Here is a 17,972-nt window from a genome sequence, read left to right on the forward strand (position 1 = left end):
GCCGGGCCAAACCAGTAGTGGTTTGTCCGGCAGGCTCAGCCTCACTAGGCTGGCAGGCGGATACCCTGATCTTCAATAACAATCAGTTGCTGCTTGTAGAGCGCGCCGATGGCCTGCTTGAACGCCTTTTTACTGATGCCGAAATGAGCCTGTACCTGTTCCGGTGTACTGTTGTCACTCACCGGCAGGAAGCCACCGCTGGCTTGCAGCTTGTCCAGAATCTGCTGGGCAATCCCTTCTACCCTGGCATAGCCGGGCTTCTCCAGAGACAGCTCCAGCTTGCCGTCCTCGCGAATACGCTTGATATAGCCTTTGACCCGCTGGCCTTTGCGTAACGGACGGAATACCTCGTTCTGGTACAGCAGTCCCCAGTAACGATGATTTACAATGGCTTTCATGCCCAGCTCAGTGCGATCAGCTATCAGCAGGCGCACTTCCTGTTTCGGCTTGAGCCCGAGCCCCGTGTCATCAAGAAAACGATCAATCTTGGTGGAGCCTGCCAGACGGTTACTGCTGTCGACAAAGACTCTGACCAGGTAGGACTTACCGACTTCCATCGGTGCTTTCTGCTCGGCAAACGGTACCAGCAGGTCCTTCGGCAGCCCCCAGTCAAGGAAAGCACCGATACGGCTGACCGATACCACCGACAGCCAGGCAAACTCGCCTGCCTGCGCCTTGGGCCGCTGATTGGTGGCAATAAGACGATCCTCAGAGTCCAGATAAATAAAGACCTCCAGCTCGTCTCCTACCTGACACTGCTCGGGCACATAGCGCTTGGGCAGCAGAATATCGCCCCAGCTACCGGCATCCAGACGCACGCCAATATCAAGCTGTTTGATCACTTTGAGACGGTTGAAGCGACCGATCTGAACCATGAAACGTCTTACCTGTAAGAGAAACTGGCCAGCGCTGACGCGCGGCACTGAATAAAGAGGTTAAGTCTAATGCAAAGCGTGGCAGCAGACACGGCAGAACGTAGCAAATCCGTCATACCGGGCGGGCATGATGGCAGTCAACACATAATCACGCCACTCTGTGCGCTATTGGCGCCCTTTGCTAGAGTACATACCCAGTGTGCTGTTCAAAGGAAGATGGCCTACCTATGATCGTTCGCTGCGCTGCCATGCCACCTGCAGCGCCCGCATTCAGAAAGGAACACCGATCGACTGCCTGGGAAGACCCGTCATGCTGTCAGCTTTACTCAAGCGTAGTTGTCAACGGCCACTCTGTCTGCTTCCACCTGCCTTATTTTGCCTGACCCTGCTTTGCTGTCTGCTGCCCACAGCACAGGCGGTACCGCTCACCCTGACACTGGCCTACGCGGACATCGAATCCTTTCCGTATCAGGCTGGCAATGGCATCGAGCCTGCCAACCCTCCCGGCATCGCCGTCGAACTGATTCAGCAGGCCGCAGCCGATCTCGGTATCAAGGTTAACTTCCTGCGTATGCCCGGGCGACGGGTGCTCAGTGAAATGGAAGAAGGTCATGTGGACGGAGGCTTTATCTACTCCTATAACAGCGACCGCATCCGCAGTGGTGTTTATCCACTGCTAGAGGGCAAACCTGATCGCAGCCGCCGGCTGGCGACACTGCATTACGTTTTATATCGCCGGATGCACGACAAGGTCAGCTGGGATGGCAGCCAGTTCAGTCATCTCAGCACGCCGCTGGGTGCCAATACTGGCTATTCCGTGGTCGCGGACCTGCGCCGGCAGGGCGTAAACGTGGAGGAAGCCCGCAGCACTGCTCAGAATATCCAGAAGCTGCGCTCCGGCCGCCTTGATGCCTATGTGGCTCAGGCCATCGTCGTCGATGCTTATCTGGCAGGTGCGAAAATTACCGATATTGAAAAGATTGCCCCGCCGGTCAGCAGCAAGGACTACTTTCTGATGTTCAGCCATCAGTTTTATGCCAGCAATTCACAACTGGCAGAAGCGTTATGGAAACATCTGGGGGAAATCAGAGACAGGGCCACAGAGCAGCTGGCCAAGCGTTATCAGGATTAACCGGTCGGCTGGCCGGAGACGGTGATGGCCAGAGAACCAGCACCTGCCACGGCGCCCAGTGCCAGACCGGACTCGCTGCCACCAGAGGCGCTAGCGGCACTACTCCCACTGCCAGAAGCCAGCGATCGTGGTAAGTCTTCGCTGTCGGACTGACTCACGACAGTGTCTTTTTGCATACTATTGACCATTTCGCCGGTCTTGCGCAGCAGTGCCTCTGCTTCACGCATGTCCTTCTGCGCACGCTGATCATCCTGACGCAATAACTGGCGGACCCGCCGCAACAGCTGGCGCAATTCCTGCGCCGCCTCCTGTAATGACTGTGCATCCTGCTGACGCTGGCGGTCGTTGCTCCGTGTGGCACTCTGGGTAGCCGGCCACTGAGGCTCACTATCGGCATCCTCAGACGACTCCGCATCATCCTCTGACAAAGTCGATGACGATTGCTCCGTCGCGGCAGCGGTTGCCTGGCGCATCCCCTGCTCAGCTTCGGCCACCGAGGCCTGACCTGTACCGTCTGTGTTGCTGCTGGTGGTTGTCGCACTGGTCGACCCCATTACGACAGTACTGCTGCTACCACTGTCTTCCTTCAGCACCGAGGCTACCTGCTTCAACTGCTGGGCCAGCTGTTTGAGCTGCCGCAGAATCCCCTTAGCCATTTCCGGAGTCAGGGTCGCAAGCAGGCGCTTCAGCACCTTGATCTGCTGCTGAATATCGGCCAGTTTTTCTCGGGCGGCTTCTTTCCGCTGTTCACTTTGCCGGCTACTGAACTGACTTCCCCAGCTCGTACCCTGCTGCTGTTCATGCAGTTTCTGCCACAACTGCTGGGCCTCGCTGGAGACCGTTACCTGATCGTTAATGACATCTGCGCCGGACGTACTCTGACCTTCAACGCCATCGCGACGCACAGCCATGGCTGCGTTCGCCGTTTTTTCGCGGCTGAACAGCAGATGGTTGAACGAGTTGAACAACGATGAAATCGACATGCCTGGGTCCCGTAGACGTGGTACCGCTGCTCGTGTCAGCGGTTTGTCAGGGAGTTATCGGCAACTCAGAACAAAGCTGGAATAAAAAATGTAACGACTGTGCATCGGTCTGCGGACAGGCAGAAGAGCGGAGGACAGGCATGTCCGGTAATGACCGGTCATGCCAGAGCAAAAGTGGGCCTGCGCAGTGCCTCAGGCAAAACGCTGATTAAGATAGCTGATGATGTCTTTGGATTCGTACATCCAGCGGGTTTCACCGTTTTCTTCAATACGCAGACAGGGCACCTTGATGCGGCCTCCGCCCTGCTCCAGCGCCTGACGGTGTTCGGGGTCATTTTTAGCATCACGCAGCTCAATCGGCAGGTTGAGTTTGTGCATGGTACGGCGGGTACGGACACAGAAAGGGCAGGCGCGGAACTGATACAACGCCAGCTGACCAGCAGCACTTGCCACTGCTGCCTGCTGCTCCGGAGCACGGTGCATTTTGCGGGGGCGCGTCAGCAGATCGCCAAGAATAACCAGCTCACCCAGACCAAGACGCAGGGCTTTCATCAACACAACAACCTCTCCTCTACAAAGCTCAGCATCACTGCCTTTCATGCCTGAGGCAGCGAAAAAACCGCCAGTCTAGCCTAAGAACTGGTTGCTTTTCGACCACTCAATTGCGGAAAAATTCCCCCGGCGTACAGGCAAAAGTCTGGCGAAATGCGGCGATAAACGCCGATGTCGACTCATAACCGCAGCTCAGTGCCACCTCGGTCACACTGCAACCGCTCTCCAGTGGCGTCAGCGCACTGAGCAGACGCAGACGCTGTCTCCAGATGCGAAACGTCATGCCGGTCTCGCGCTGAAACAGCCGCGCCAGCGTCTTCTCCGAAGCACCGAGCTGCACGCCCCACTGGCTCAGACTACGGCGGTCGTCAGGCTGAGCCTGCAGGGTTTCACACAGCGTACGCAGACGGCTGTCGGTCGGCATCGGTAACGACAGCTCCACCTCTTCCGCCTGCAGCAGCTGATCGAGCAGCACCTGCACCAGACGCCCTTCAGCCTCGTCCTGCTGATACTCCACCGGCAAGGCAGTGAAACTGCGGATCAGCTCCCGGATCAGCGGCGTCACCGCCAATACCCGCGAATGCTGGCGATCAGCGGGCACTACCGCAGGGTCGAGATAAAGACTGCGCATTTCCACCCGGGTGGAATTGAAGACTGCATGGGCGGTATGGGCCGGAATCCAGATCGCACGCTGCGGGGGTGCAATATAGCTGCCCGCCTCGGTCTGCACATTCAGCACCCCTTGAATAGCATAGGAAATCTGAATCCAGGGATGCTGATGCAGTGGGGTCCAGGCACCGCTGGACAGGGACTCAGCCCGGGCATAAAGCGGCCGCGGCAGCTGCTGCAGTTCAGGGACCTGACGCTGTTGTCCGTTTATCGACATTTTCTGGCTTTCTGGCGTTAGTCGGAAGAGAGCGTCAAGAGTAAGGTAGCGCCCATGCTTCTGTCAGCTGAAATCACAGCCGGTGACCGGCCAGTGACGAACAGACCAGCCCACCGGCCAGACCGGCGGCGGTGAATAGAAGCGCCACTGCACAGCCAAGAGATCGTCACCATGAGTCGACCCCGCTTTCTGCCCGATAACTTTACCCTGGCCCTGCTGACCACCGTGCTCACCGCCAGCCTGCTACCCTGCTCAGGCAGTGTTGCCAGCGCACTGACCAGCCTGACCCATCTGGCGATTGCCCTGCTGTTCTTCCTGCATGGTGCCAAGCTGTCACGTCAGGCCATTCTCGCCGGTGCTGGCCACTGGCGGCTGCATCTGGTGATTTTCGCCTGTACCTTTGTGCTCTTCCCGGTGCTTGGCGTGATGCTGAAGCCCGTGCTGTCTCCGCTGGTCACCGATGATCTGTATCTGGGCGTGCTGTATCTCTGTGCGTTGCCCGCCACCGTGCAGTCCGCCATCGCCTTTACGTCCATGGCCCGCGGCAATATCCCCGCTGCGGTGTGCAGCGCTTCCGCCTCCAGCCTGCTGGGGATTCTGGTCACGCCGTTACTGGTGAAGATCACTCTCGGTGCGGAAGGCAGCACCGGCTCGACGCTGGGCGCCATCTGGCAGATCGTCGAACAGCTGTTACTGCCCTTTGTGGCTGGCCACCTGCTGCGTCCGGTGATTGGCAGCTTCGTTGACAAGCACAAGGCCAAGCTGAAGTTTGTCGATCAGGGTTCCATCCTGCTGGTGGTCTACACCGCTTTCAGTGCCGCCGTGATTGAAGGGTTATGGCATGCGCTGCCACTGTCTGCGCTGCTCGGTCTGGTGGTGGTGTGCATCGTGCTGCTGGCCATTGTACTGTTTGCAACGTCGCGGGTAGCGCGCCTGCTGGGTCTGAGCAAGGAAGATGAAATTACGCTGGTATTCTGCGGCTCGAAGAAAAGTCTGGCCAGTGGCGTACCCATGGCACAGGTACTGTTTGCCGCCAGCAGTGTTGGCGCTATCCTGCTGCCCATCATGCTGTTCCATCAGATTCAGCTGATGACCTGTGCGGTACTGGCACAGAAATACGGTGCACGGAAGGAAACGCCAGCTTCTGCACTGGCAGACCGACAGCCCGAAGCAGGCTGAATAAGGCAATAAAAAACCGCGCGCTGCCTCGGGATATCAGCAGGGCGCGGTGAAGGCTCTCTCAATGTCTTACCAGCAGGAAATACCGGTCACAGTGGCTGACCCTGACGGGCCAGCCGCACATCATCAGGCCAGACGGTCCTGAGTCTCTGGGTTAAACAGCACCGCCTTGGTCATATCCAGCATCAGCTCCATCAACTGGCCTACCGGCGCCTGGCTGCGGGGCTCGATGCGGGCATCCACTTCCTGACCGTTGAAGAAAATCTCGATCAGGGTATCGGCACCGGTCGGCTCAGCCACTTCTACCCGGCATGGCAGGGTATGGCAGAACGGCTCGGACTGACGGTGCGGCATCACATGGGTGATCTGCTCAGGGCGCAGGCCCAGAATCACTTCCTTGTTCAGCCAGCCATCCAGCGAACCCTGTTTTGCCTGCGGTACGGGCAGTGCGTAGGTATCACCGGCCTGATTGGTCAGGCTGACGCCATAACCCTGATCCAGCTTCACCAGCGGCGCCTTGATAAAGTTCATCGCCGGTGAGCCCATGAAGCCCGCCACAAACATGTTGACCGGGTTGTCATAAATGTTCTGTGGCGTATCCAGCTGCAGCACCACACCATCCTTCATTACCGCGATACGGTCAGCCAGAGTCATGGCTTCAATCTGATCATGGGTCACGTAGACGATGGTGGTGCCCAGACGCTGGTGCAGCTTCTTGATCTCGGTACGCATTTCCACGCGCAGCTTGGCATCCAGGTTAGACAGTGGCTCGTCGAACAGATAAATCTTCGGTTTACGCGCCAGTGCACGGCCCATGGCCACACGCTGACGCTGACCACCAGACAGTTGTGCAGGTTTGCGGTCAAGCAGATGCTCGATCTGCAGCATTTTGGCCACCCGCTCCACTTCCTGATCACGTTCGGTCTTGGCGACCTTGCGCATTTCCAGACCGAAAGCGATGTTTTCCCGCACGCTCATGGACGGGTACAGCGCATAGGACTGGAATACCATGGCAATGTCACGGTCCTTGGGTGAACGATGAGTAACGTCGTCACCACCGATACGGATTTCCCCGGCGGTGATGTCATCCAGACCAGCAATGGCGTTCATCAGGGTGGACTTACCACAACCGGACGGGCCGACCAGAATCAGAAACTCGCCGGAATCGATGCTGATGTTGATGTCCTTGAGGACGCGCACCTTGCCGTAATCTTTGAAAACCTTGTTGATTTCGAGTGCGGACATATCTCTTAACCCCTATTTGTTCTTGTGTGAGCTACCGTGCCGGTGCTGCTGTGCCTGTGCGCCAGCAGCCACCGGAGCGCAGCCATCAGCCTTTGACCGCGCCGGCAGTCAGCCCTCGTACAAAGTATTTACCTGCAGCGACGTACACTACCAGTGTAGGCAATGCCGCGATGATTGCCGCCGCCATATCGACGTTGTATTCCTTCACCCCGGTGGTGGTGTTGACCAGATTGTTCAGCGCCACGGTTATCGGTTTGGTGTCCTGACCGGAGAACACGACGCCGAACAGGAAGTCGTTCCAGATCTGGGTGAACTGCCAGATGATGCAGACCACAATAATGGGCGCCGACACCGGCAGCAGGATGCGCCAGAAAATGGTGAAGAAGCCGGCACCGTCGAGCTTGGCCGCCAGCACCAGTTCATCAGGAATGCCGACGTAGAAGTTGCGGAAGAACAGCGTGGTGAAGGCAATACCGTAAACCACGTGGACAAACACCAGCCCGGTGGTGGTATTGGCCAGACCTACATAGCCCAGCGTCTGCGCCATCGGCAGCAGCACCACCTGGAACGGAATAAAGCAACCAAACAGCATCAGGGCGAAAAACAGCTCGCTGCCCTTGAAGCGCCACTTGGTCAGCGCATAGCCGTTGAGGGCACCGACGAAAGTGGAAATCAGCACCGCCGGGATCACGATCTGGAACGAGTTCCAGAAAAAGCCGCTGACACCGTTACAGGACACGCCGGTACAGGCGTTGGACCAGGCCTTATCCCAGGCATCGAAAACAATTTCCACTGGCAGACTGAGGATGTTGCCAGTACGGATATCATCCAGTGTTTTTACCGAGGTCAGCAGCATGACCGCCAGCGGCAACAGGTACACCAGCGCAGCCGCGATCAGGATGGCGTAGATACCAGCACGGGCAAGACGCTCGCCGGTGGAGACAGGGCGCGTATTAGTCATGACGCTTGCTCCTCAGCTCGGAATACAGATAGGGCACCAGAATGGCCAGCACGCCAGCCAGCATCATCATTGCCGAGGCCGACCCCAGACCGATCTGGCTGCGGGTGAAGGCATGGGCATACATAAAGGTCGCAGGCAGGTCAGTGGAGTAGCCGGGGCCACCACCGGTCAGGGCCATGACCAGGTCGAAGCTCTTGATCGCAATGTGCGCCAGAATCATCACCGCACTGAACAGCACCGGGCGCAGGCATGGCAGCACGATGCGGCGGTAGATAGTGGGCATGGATGCGCCATCCAGCTGTGCCGCCTTGATCATGGAGCTGTCCACGCCGCGCAGGCCCGCCAGAAACATCGCCATCACAAAGCCGGATGACTGCCAGACAGCGGCGATAACCAGGGTGTATTTAGCCATGTCAGGGTTGACCAGCCAGTCAAATGTGAAGCTGGTGAAGCCCCAGTCATGCATCATTTTTTCCAGACCGAGGCCCGGGTTGAGAATCCATTTCCAGGCAGTCCCGGTAACAATAAAAGACAGCGCCATGGGATAGAGATAAATAGTACGAATAGCACCTTCCTGACGGATTTTCTGATCCAGCAGTACCGCCATAAAGGCACCCAGCAGCAGACAGATCAGCATGAACAGACTGCCGAAAATCAGCAGGTTGGTGGCTGCCACTGCCCAGCGATCATTCTCGAACAAGCGAACATACTGCTCAAAACCGACAAACTTGCTGTAATTCGGCAGCATGCGTGAATTGGTAAACGACAGTACCGCGGTCCAGATAATAAAGCCGTAGACGAAGATCAGGCTGATCAGGAAAGACGGGGCCAGCACAATCTGTGGCAGCCAGTCCTGCAGGCGATTACTGAAGCGGCCGGGGGCTGCTGCAGGCTGCACAAGACCGTCCGCCCCGGATTTCAGGGCAGCATTGTTATTTGACATAGGAGTCACCTTTTACTTCGGAAACCGGGCCTGGGCAGGCCCGGTAGCAGAGATCCGAACCGTGGTGCACAAACACCACGGTTCGTGCGCTGGCTTAGCCCGCTGCTTTAACCGCTTTAACCAGACGCTCAGCTGCCTGCTGGGCAGTCATGTTGGCGTCGTTAAAGTAGTTGGTCACTACGTCATAGATAGCGCCTTTGACGTAGGAGGTGGTGGACATACCGTGGGCCATGGAAGGTACCAGGGTGCCGGATTTGGCATCGGCAGCGAAGTCGTCCATCGACTTGATGGCGCAGCTGTCGAACTTGTCACGGGGAATATCAGGACGGACGGGGATCGAACCTTTGTTCAGGTTGAAGACTTCCTGGAAGGTCGGCTCCATGATGATACGGGCCAGCGCCTTCTGTGCTTCTTCCTGAGAGTTGCTGTTCACGTGGAACATGGCAAAGGAGTCGATGTTGTAGGTGTAGGCATCGGCAGTACCGGGAACGGCTGAACACAGGAAGTCCTTGCCTGCCACTTTACCGGCGCTGACGAACTCACCCTTGGCCCAGTCACCCATGATCTGGAAGGCCGCTTTGCCATTGATCACCATGGCGGTGGCCAGGTTCCAGTCACGACCGGGTGCGTCAGGATCCATGTAGTCTTTCAGGCGCTTGTAGGTAGCCAGCACCTTGACCATGGTCTCTCCGCCCAGTGCATCGTCATCCAGATCAACGAAGGCTTTACGGTAGAAATCAGCACCCCCCAGAGAGAGGGCGACCGCTTCAAAAATGGTAGCGTCCTGCCAGTCCTGACCACCGTGGGCCAGCGGGATATAGCCAGCGGCTTTGATCTTGTCGCCGTCAGCGAAGAACTCATCCCAGGTCGTCGGCATGTGGTCAATACCGGCGGCTTTCAGCACTTCCGGATTACCCCAGACCCAGTTCACGCGGTGAACGTTGACAGGGACTGCCACGTAGTGGCCGTCGTACTTCATACCATCGGCAACCACTTTGGGCAGCAGCTCATCCCAATGGTTGGCCTTGGCCACGTCATCCAGATCAGCAAGGAATCCCAGCTCGCCCCATTCCTGAATTTCAGGACCTTTGATCTGGGCGGCAGTAGGAGGATTGCCAGACACAGCGCGAGACTTCAGTACGGTCATGGCGCTATCACCGCCCCCCCCTGCTACGGCAAAGTCTTTCCAGGTATGGCCTTCTTTTTCCAGCAGCTGTTTCAGTACGGCAACCGATTTGGCTTCGCCACCGGAAGTCCACCAGTGCAGTACTTCTACTTCACCAGCGAAAGCGGAGACGGCAGACAGAGAAGACAGACCCAGAGCCATAGCCAGGGCGACAGGCTTCAATCGAATCATGGTTTTACCCCTGTGTTATTCTTGTCGGGAACGATTTTTTGATTTGCTTTTACTTCGCTCTGCCCTGCCTGCAGGCACTTGGGTGTCATGCGGCAAAGTCGATGTGAGAGAGCGTCAGTAGAAGGTAGACAAGGCACTGAGAGAACTCGAGTTATATAACCCTACATAACATTATCCAAATATTACGAGCATGTAATATTTCAGAAAAACACTGATATCACTAGGGAAAGCGCCCTGTTAGCCCTGCCGGATAACCCCCTTCCATACACACAAATACAAACAGCCGCGCGATGGCGGCTGTCTGGAACGGCGGGTCAGCGGTCGGCTTCTGGCTGATCAGCATGTATCTCTGATATACCCGCGCCTGTGTTTCAAAGACGGAACTGCCCCAATACCCGGCTTAAATCCGTCGACAGCTCGGTCAGATGCTGGCTGGCACTGGCCACATTTTCCGCTTCGCGGGCATTGTCACGGGACAGATCACCAATATGGGTGATGTGCTTGGTAATATCGTCCGTGGTGCTGCTCTGCTGCTCGGAAGCGGTGGAAATCTGCAGGCTCATATCCCGAATATGGCGAATGGCCTGCGCGATAGCCTGCAGCGCCTGCTCCATCTCTCCCGCATGTCCTGCGGTGCCCTGTGCCTGATGCGAGCCCTGCTCCATGGCATTGACCGCTCCCTGCACACCCACCTGCAGGCGCTCGATCATGGCGTGGATATCCTGTGTCGATTGCTGGGTACGACTGGCCAGCGAGCGCACCTCATCGGCCACCACCGCAAAGCCACGTCCCTGCTCACCAGCCCTGGCTGCCTCAATGGCGGCATTGAGCGCCAGCAGGTTGGTTTGCTCGGCAATACTCTGGATGATGCCCAGGATAGACGAAATCTGTGCGACATCGTTGGACAGATTGCGAATCTGCGAACCCGCGTTCTCTACATTCCCCAGCAGCTGCTGCATGCTGTCGAGGGTCGACTTGGCCACCTTCTGACCATGCTGAGAATGACTGTCCGCCTGATTCGCCTCATCGGAAGCTGCCTGAGTACTCTGCGCTACGTGGGTCACCACCGCATTCATCTCAGTCGCCGCGGCAACAATGGACTCCACTGCCGCATTCTGCTCTACCGAAATGCTGCTGGCCTTGCCCGCCGTCTGGCGCAACTCTTCCGCTGCCTGTGTCAGTCTGCCAGTCTGACTGACCACCTCGCTGACAATGCCGTGCAGCTTGCCAACGAACTGGTTAAACGCACTGGCCAGCTGGCCCACTTCGTCGCCACTACGCACTTCAACACGAGCGGTCAGATCCCCTTCACCCTGACTGATATCATCAATACGTTGCTGCACCTTCTGCAGAGGACGGGTCACCATGGGCGGTAAAAAGATGCTGATGATCAGCAGCAGCGCACAGATGATCAGGCCGCCCACCAGCTGATTGGTGCTCGACGACTGCGCCTGAATCATGGCGTTCTGGCCGATAAAGTCGGCATTTTCTGACGTCCAGTCCACCAGTTTATCGAGTAAGTCGCGGGTGCTGTCGAACAGCGCCCGGCCGTCGCCGAAACTCAGCGCAACCGCCTGCTGGCGACTGGCGGCATCACTACTGGCAGACAGACTGATGATCTGTTCCGCCTGTTTTTGCCAGCGCTGCAGTTCTGTCTGGAAGTGTTTAAGCTGCTGACGCGCGTCCGGATCCTTGATCAGCTCGCCGAACTGATCGGTGCGCTTTTTGACCTGCCCGACATTTTCTTTGAATTCTTTGATGAAGGCGTTGTAGGTGTCGGACCCCGGCTCAGCAACAATCGCGCCCCGCTCGCCTTCCAGCGCCTGATACATGTCGCGGTCAGCGTTCAGCAGCAGCTGCACCGCCGGCAGAAACTCGACCGTGCTGTGATACACCCTGTCCGTCAGATCACGGAAGGCCAGACTATTTTGAAAAGTGATCGCGAGGGAAATCAGTAATGTGACAAACAGTGGAATAGAAATCTTCCAGCGAATACGCAGATTGGTAAACCAGGACATGACAGCCACCCTTGTTATTGTGTGTTGAGGTACATCCCTGTTGTGATACGTCAATACGTTGTTCAGGACAAAGCAGCCCTTCATATAGCAGCTACTATCTCATCGTTATAGGGGCTGGCGCTGTCTACGCCAATTACCCGGGCCCTGAATCAACAGACAATTACCACTCCAATGGCGCCAACCCACAGCTTCAGTAACAGCACTCTGCTACCTGTAAAAAAGTCCACGGGGTGTACGACCACAGCGACGCCAATCTGTGCCGTCCTGACGACACACTGGAAGATGAGCCAGGGGTGCCCTCACGGTCTTGGGGACCCCCACAGAGAATGACAGAGGATGGGTCTGCTACGAGCAGGCCGGGCGGTTGCGCCGGCGTCTCACGAATTAACCGGTATGGAAAACGTCGGCATTTTCTCCCCGGTAGACTGGCTGGACGAACTGCCATCACTGCCGGAACTGGTGGACTTGCCTTCCTGAGGCGGTGGTACAGGGGCAGCACTGCTGTCATCGGATGCGGAATTGTCACTAGTGCTGCTTTTCCCTGCCGTGATCTTGGTCTTACCCGTCGACGGAGTGCCCATTGTTGCGGCAGAACTGGCCAGATGGATATGCTCGCCAAGCGATTCGACCTTAGCAGCCAGATCACGCCCCAGACGACCGGCTTTACCGGGAATCCATAAGCGGGCTTCACGTTGTTGCTGCCACTGCTGCTCCAGCTGTTCGCTGGTTGCTTCCCAGCCCTGATCCATCGCGTTGTGCTCGATAGAGGCAGGCCGGGCGGGCCAATGAGGTGTGGACGGAGCGGCCAGCGCACTGGCACTCAATATCAGGGTGACAAACCCCAGAGCTAATTTCATTTCAGGACTCCTCTGAGTCTGTGCGGGATGATCCACAACCAGGCAGACCGGCAACAGACTTTCGATCAGACCATGGATACCGAAGGGGCCTGTACATACGCCCTCCTTCCGGCTCAGTGTTTAGCGCACGCAGACTGACGCACGGCATAAACAAAAAAGGCTTCCCGAAGGAAGCCTTTTCTTTGTGCCACAGGGCTGCGCGTTAGTCCAGCTGAGGACCAGCCGCCAGCACCTCGGCAGACACTTCAAAGCCCTTGGCAACGAAGTTATCCACAAACTGCTTGATCAGACCTGCTGCAGTTTCGTCATATTTACCAGCGTCTTCCCAGGTATCTTTGGGGTTCAGCAGACGGGTTTCCACGCCTTCAACCGCAACCGGTACATCCAGGTTGATGCCAGGCAGGCGGCGGGTTTCAACGCCGTCAAGCTTGCCGGTCTGGATCGCGTTGATAATGGCGCGGGTAGTCGGAATGCTGAAACGTTTGCCGGTACCGTAAGAGCCACCAGTCCAACCTGTGTTGACCAGATACACTTTCGATCCGAACTCTTCAATGCGTTTCATCAGCAGCTCAGCGTACTCACCGGCAGGACGTGGGAAGAAGGGCGCACCAAAGCAGGTAGAGAAAGTGGACTTGATGCCACCGCCTGATCCCATTTCGGTAGAACCGACCAGTGCGGTGTACCCGGACAGGAAGTGATAGGCAGCCGCTTCCTTAGACAACACCGATACCGGAGGCAGGACACCGGTCAGGTCGCAGGTCAGAAAGATAATGTGCTTGGGCTCACCGGCCATGTTGGTCTCGGTGCGCTTGTCGACATGCTCCAGCGGGTAGGCGGCACGGCTGTTCTGTGTCAGTGAACTGTCGGCATAGTCAGGCGCATGGTCGTCATCCAGCACAACGTTCTCAAGAACGGTACCGAACCGGATAGCATTCCAGATGATAGGCTCGTTCTTTTCGGACAGGTCGATGCACTTGGCATAGCAACCGCCTTCCAGATTGAATACCACGCCCTTGCCCCAGCCGTGCTCGTCATCGCCAATCAGGTAGCGGCTTGGATCAGCAGACAGGGTGGTTTTTCCGGTGCCGGACAGACCGAAGAACAGGGTTACTTCGTTATCGTCGCTGACGTTGGCAGAACAGTGCATGGGCAGCACGTCTTTTTCTGGCAGCAGGAAGTTCTGCACCGAGAACATGGCTTTCTTCATTTCTCCGGCGTAACGCATACCGGCGATCAGCACCTTGCGCTTGGCAAAGTTGATGATGACGGTACCATCGGAGTTGGTGCCATCACGCTCGGGCACGCACTCAAAACCAGCGGCATTGATGATCTGCCACTCTTCCTTGGTCTTGGGGTTGTAGTTGTCAGGGTTGATGAACAGGCAACGGCCAAACAGGTTCTGCCAGGCTGTCTCGGTGGTCATCTTCACGGGCAGGTAGTGCTGTTCACCGGCACCCACATGCACATAGGAAACAAAACGCTCATGATCCGCCAGATACTCTTCAACCCGCTCCCACAGCGCATCGAATTTATCGGCAGGGAAAGGACGGTTGACCGCCCCCCAGTGGATCAGATCGCTGGTGGAAGGTTCGTCTACGATGAAGCGATCCATCGGCGAACGGCCAGTACGCTTACCGGTTTCCACTACCAGAGCACCGGAGTGGGACAGACGACCTTCGCCACGACGCAGGGCGAATTCGATCAGTTTGGCAGGCGCAAGATTACAGTGAATGAGCTTGTTGGTCTCATCAAGCGTTTTTGACATGCTAGTGACTTCCCTAGGTGTTGAGTGCCTTTTTTGCCCTGTGTTTTTTAAGTCAGCCTGACGGCTGCTTGCCATTATTTGGCGTCAGTTAGGGCTTTGGTGCGGCATTATGCCACAATTCTTTGTATTAAGGTTGAGCAAATATGCCGCAATAAAGTGGTAATACTTGCCCATTTTTGCCGTTGTGGTGCTGCATCGCTACAGCACCACATAGGCTTTCCACAGAGTAAACAGGTGCTGAAGTGATCCGCCCACCACTCACCCAAAACACCAAAGAGCGGCCAGACGGGTCAGCTGAAGGGATTAGTGCAGCACACCCGGATCGCCCTGGCTGGCGTTGGGGTTGAACAACGTTTCTATGTCGGCCTGATCGAAGCAGTATTCTTCGTTACAGAACTGACAGTGCACGCGGATCAGTGGCTCATCTTCAAAGATTTCATCCAGCTCCTGACGAGCCAGGGTTGCAAGAGCCGCACCACATCGCTCCTTGCTGCAATCGCAGTAGAAGCGCATATCCATGGCCGGGAAAGTACGCACGGTTTCTTCATGATAGAGGCGGGTCAGCAGGGTCTCATTGTCGAGGCCCAGCATTTCTTCTGGCGTCAGGGTATCTGCCAGTGTCGTCAGACGTGCCCAGTCTTCCTGATATTCTTCGCGGCTCTGATGACTCTGTTCAGGCAGAGCCTGCAGCATCACGGCCGCTGCATCCTTGCCATCAGCAGTCAGATAGAAGCGGGTTGGCAACTGTTCGGAACGGCTGAAATAGCCTTCGAGGCAGGCCGCCAGAGTATCCCCCTCCAGCGCTACGACACCCTGGTAGCGTTTACCATTGGCAGGCTCAATGGTGATCGCCATACGCCCGCCTTCAGCCAGCAGCTGCAGCGGTGGCAGCTCATCACTGATGTCACCCTGCCAGCGGGCAATAGCGCGAATATCGGCCTGATTATCACATTCTGCCTGAATGATACTCAGCGCCCCTTCTCCACGGGCCTGGATCGACAACCGTCCGTCGAACTTCATCATGGTGCTGATGGCAGCACAGGCGGCCATCATTTCACCCAGCAGCAACTGCACCGGACGTGGATAACTATCGCGCGCCAGTATCGCCTGATAGCTTTGCTGCAGGCCGGTGACGACGCCACGCACCTGGGTGTCATCAAACAGAAAACGTTGAATCTGATCGGGATTACTCATGCACAGTCTCGCTTGAAAGCCATTCAGCCTGATTAGGCTGGCGGCTTTCCTTCAGGTTCCAGGTCTGGAGCCTGGTGTCGTTAGATAAAGGCCGCAGTATACCATGCCCGCCGGCATGGCTCGCCGTTGCCCGGCATCAGCCAGAGAAGACGTCGGACTTGAACCGTACAATCTGCCGCCGCTCTTTCTTGCTCGGACGGTGGTCGCTGACCAGCGCCCCCGAGTTGGCCTTGCGCTGTGCCGTTTCACGCTCACGGCGCTCGACGCTGTCTGCCGTTTCCTGATACAACAGTTGCGCCTCTGGCGCAGGCCGCCGCTGGTCAGACAGTACCAGCACTTCGATTGTCTTTTCGTCCCAGCCCTGACGCAGATTAATCTGTGCCCCCACTTCCACCAGTCGGCTTGGCTTCCCCTTTGCCCCGTTATAGTGCACTTTGCCCCCCTCAATGGCCTCCTTGGCCAGATTACGGGTTTTGAAGAAGCGGGCGGCCCACAGCCATTTGTCCAGACGAACGCCCTCATCATCCTGGGCAATATCTTTCTTGCTCATCGTGCCTCGTTATGTAAATAGGAAAACTGCCGTATGCCGCTATAAATGGGGGCAAAGCGAGCAAAAAACAGGCTGACGACCAGCCTACTTACTCATCATTACTGGGCTGAATATCACGGAAGGAATGCAGCACCGGAAACTCATCAATCTTGCGCACCGGCTGCTGGCTGTCTGGCTGTCCGATCGTCAGCAAATGGGCGATGCCGAAGGTCGCGGCCGAACGCAGCACCGGCAGACTGTCATCAATCAGCAGCGTACGCAGCGGGTTGAACGGCTCGACCTGCTGCAGATCACGCCAGAACGAGGGGTCTTCCTTGGGCTTGCCGAAGGAGTGGGAGATCAGCACTTCATCCACCAGCTGATCCAGCCCGGTCTTGCCGAACTTCATCAGCACCAGATCGGGATGGCAGTTAGTGACAATGACCGACCGCACTCCGGCACAGCGCAGCGCGCGCAAAAAGCCCTGCACGTGCGGGCGAAAGCCAATCTTGTCCTGCACTTCCTGTTTGAGAGCCATTACATCCAGATTGAGCTCGCGGCTCCAGTAGTCGACGCAGTACCAGTTCAGCGTGCCCTGCTGTGCCATGATCTGCTCATTCAGAATGGAGGCCGCCTCTTCAGACGACAGCCGGTGAATTTCGGCATAGCGTCTGGGCAGATGCTCCAGCCAGAAATAGCTGTCAAAGTGCAGATCCAGCAAGGTGCCATCCATGTCCAGCAGCACCGTATCAATGGTCGTCCAGTCAAGCATAAATCAAGGGTTCCCCAGGACTGTCCACGGCGGTTAACCTCGCGAATCAGCACTGTTGTTAGACGTCATCGTTAGCGTATTCACTGTAAAACGGTGCGACCTGCATTTACAGCGCACCGGCAAAGGGTTCCCCTGCACTTTAGTCGCATGGGATAATTCCCCCCATCGTGGTCACCCTGCCTGCAGGAGCAGACCTCCGCTATTTTCCCACAGCCCTTAGGAAAATCGAATGCGCCGTATTCACATCCGCGAGGCACTTCCTGACGATTCCGCCACCATTCTGCAGCTGATTACCGAGCTGGCGATCTATGAAAAAGCCGAAGACAAAGTACTGACCGACGAAGCGCAGTTGCGAGCCAGTCTGTTTGCTGACGACGCCACCGCCCACGGCCTGATCTGTGAAGTGGATGGCGAGCCCGTTGGCTATGCTGTGTACTTCTTCAACTTCTCCACCTGGCTCGGTCGCAATGGCCTGTATCTGGAAGATCTGTATATTTCTCCGGCCTATCGTCAGGTGGGCGCAGGCAAGGCACTGCTCAAGCATCTGGCCCAACAGGCGGTCGCCCGTGGCTGTGGCCGCTTCGAGTGGTCAGTCCTGGACTGGAATACCCCGGCCATCGGCTTTTATGAATCCATTGGCGCCGAGCCCCAGAATGAATGGGTGCTGTACCGTTTGACGGGCGATGCACTGCTCAACTTTGCCAACAGCTGAAGCCACTGCCTT

At 56.9% G+C, this 17,972-nt stretch carries 17 protein-coding genes; 3 read left to right on the top strand and 14 right to left on the bottom strand.

Annotated features, from left to right (window positions below):
* Positions 1-44 precede the first annotated feature (44 nt).
* Positions 45-875 (bottom strand): S1-like domain-containing RNA-binding protein, encoded by an 831-nt coding sequence (locus QCD60_RS09545; protein WP_279784641.1) that lies wholly within the window; start codon positions 873-875, stop codon positions 45-47.
* Positions 876-1,185: 310 nt separating this feature from the next.
* Here QCD60_RS09545 and QCD60_RS09550 point away from each other — a divergent pair, with 310 nt between their 5' ends.
* Positions 1,186-2,007 (top strand): transporter substrate-binding domain-containing protein, encoded by an 822-nt coding sequence (locus QCD60_RS09550; protein WP_279784643.1) that lies wholly within the window; start codon positions 1,186-1,188, stop codon positions 2,005-2,007.
* Here the strand turns inward: QCD60_RS09550 and QCD60_RS09555 are convergent.
* The 3 genes from QCD60_RS09555 to QCD60_RS09565 form a co-directional block, all read right to left on the bottom strand.
* Positions 2,004-2,990, bottom strand: coding sequence for a hypothetical protein (locus QCD60_RS09555; RefSeq protein WP_279784645.1), 987 nt, complete (start codon positions 2,988-2,990; stop codon positions 2,004-2,006). The genes QCD60_RS09550 and QCD60_RS09555 overlap by 4 nt on opposite strands.
* A gap of 192 nt (positions 2,991-3,182) precedes the next feature.
* Complete coding sequence (locus tag QCD60_RS09560) at positions 3,183-3,542, bottom strand: glutaredoxin (RefSeq protein WP_279787904.1); 360 nt, start codon at positions 3,540-3,542, stop codon at positions 3,183-3,185.
* A 106-nt stretch (positions 3,543-3,648) separates the two neighbouring features.
* The gene (locus tag QCD60_RS09565; protein ID WP_279784647.1) at positions 3,649-4,428 is read right to left on the bottom strand and encodes a helix-turn-helix transcriptional regulator; all 780 of its coding nucleotides are present in this window, start codon (positions 4,426-4,428) and stop codon (positions 3,649-3,651) included.
* A gap of 171 nt (positions 4,429-4,599) precedes the next feature.
* Between QCD60_RS09565 and QCD60_RS09570 the strand changes: the two genes are divergently transcribed.
* A complete protein-coding gene (locus QCD60_RS09570) occupies positions 4,600-5,607 on the top strand; it encodes a bile acid:sodium symporter (RefSeq protein ID WP_279784649.1) in 1,008 nt (335 codons plus the stop codon).
* Positions 5,608-5,733: 126 nt separating this feature from the next.
* Here QCD60_RS09570 and QCD60_RS09575 read toward each other — a convergent pair whose 3' ends face one another.
* The 10 genes from QCD60_RS09575 to yrfG all read right to left on the bottom strand — a co-directional run bounded on the left by QCD60_RS09575 (position 5,734) and on the right by yrfG (position 17,248).
* A complete protein-coding gene (locus tag QCD60_RS09575; protein WP_279784651.1) occupies positions 5,734-6,852 on the bottom strand; it encodes an ABC transporter ATP-binding protein in 1,119 nt (372 codons plus the stop codon).
* An 85-nt stretch (positions 6,853-6,937) separates the two neighbouring features.
* Positions 6,938-7,813 (bottom strand): carbohydrate ABC transporter permease, encoded by an 876-nt coding sequence (locus QCD60_RS09580; RefSeq protein ID WP_279784653.1) that lies wholly within the window; start codon positions 7,811-7,813, stop codon positions 6,938-6,940.
* On the bottom strand, positions 7,806-8,756 hold the full coding sequence (locus QCD60_RS09585; protein WP_279784655.1) for a sugar ABC transporter permease: 951 nt from the start codon (positions 8,754-8,756) through the stop codon (positions 7,806-7,808). The genes QCD60_RS09580 and QCD60_RS09585 overlap by 8 nt, the downstream gene beginning before the upstream one ends.
* Before the next feature lie 94 nt (positions 8,757-8,850).
* Positions 8,851-10,113 (bottom strand): ABC transporter substrate-binding protein, encoded by a 1,263-nt coding sequence (locus QCD60_RS09590; protein WP_279784657.1) that lies wholly within the window; start codon positions 10,111-10,113, stop codon positions 8,851-8,853.
* A gap of 371 nt (positions 10,114-10,484) precedes the next feature.
* A complete protein-coding gene (locus tag QCD60_RS09595) occupies positions 10,485-12,131 on the bottom strand; it encodes a methyl-accepting chemotaxis protein (protein ID WP_279784659.1) in 1,647 nt (548 codons plus the stop codon).
* 377 nt (positions 12,132-12,508) lie between these two features.
* Positions 12,509-12,988 (bottom strand): hypothetical protein, encoded by a 480-nt coding sequence (locus QCD60_RS09600; RefSeq protein WP_279784661.1) that lies wholly within the window; start codon positions 12,986-12,988, stop codon positions 12,509-12,511.
* Positions 12,989-13,190: 202 nt separating this feature from the next.
* Positions 13,191-14,753: a phosphoenolpyruvate carboxykinase gene (locus QCD60_RS09605; protein WP_279784663.1), complete on the bottom strand. Its 1,563-nt coding sequence runs from the start codon at positions 14,751-14,753 to the stop codon at positions 13,191-13,193.
* A gap of 303 nt (positions 14,754-15,056) precedes the next feature.
* Complete coding sequence (gene hslO / locus QCD60_RS09610) at positions 15,057-15,947, bottom strand: Hsp33 family molecular chaperone HslO (protein WP_279784665.1); 891 nt, start codon at positions 15,945-15,947, stop codon at positions 15,057-15,059.
* Between the two features lie 136 nt (positions 15,948-16,083).
* Positions 16,084-16,497 (bottom strand): ribosome-associated heat shock protein Hsp15, encoded by a 414-nt coding sequence (hslR, locus tag QCD60_RS09615; protein WP_104155473.1) that lies wholly within the window; start codon positions 16,495-16,497, stop codon positions 16,084-16,086.
* 88 nt (positions 16,498-16,585) lie between these two features.
* A complete protein-coding gene (gene yrfG, locus QCD60_RS09620) occupies positions 16,586-17,248 on the bottom strand; it encodes a GMP/IMP nucleotidase (protein ID WP_279784668.1) in 663 nt (220 codons plus the stop codon).
* Between the two features lie 229 nt (positions 17,249-17,477).
* Between yrfG and QCD60_RS09625 the strand changes: the two genes are divergently transcribed.
* Entirely contained in the window at positions 17,478-17,960 is a 483-nt protein-coding gene (locus QCD60_RS09625) for a GNAT family N-acetyltransferase (protein ID WP_279784670.1), read from the top strand.
* Positions 17,961-17,972: the final 12 nt, after the last annotated feature.

The sequence above is a fragment of the Pokkaliibacter sp. MBI-7 genome (assembly GCF_029846635.1).
Taxonomy (GTDB): domain Bacteria; phylum Pseudomonadota; class Gammaproteobacteria; order Pseudomonadales; family Balneatricaceae; genus Pokkaliibacter.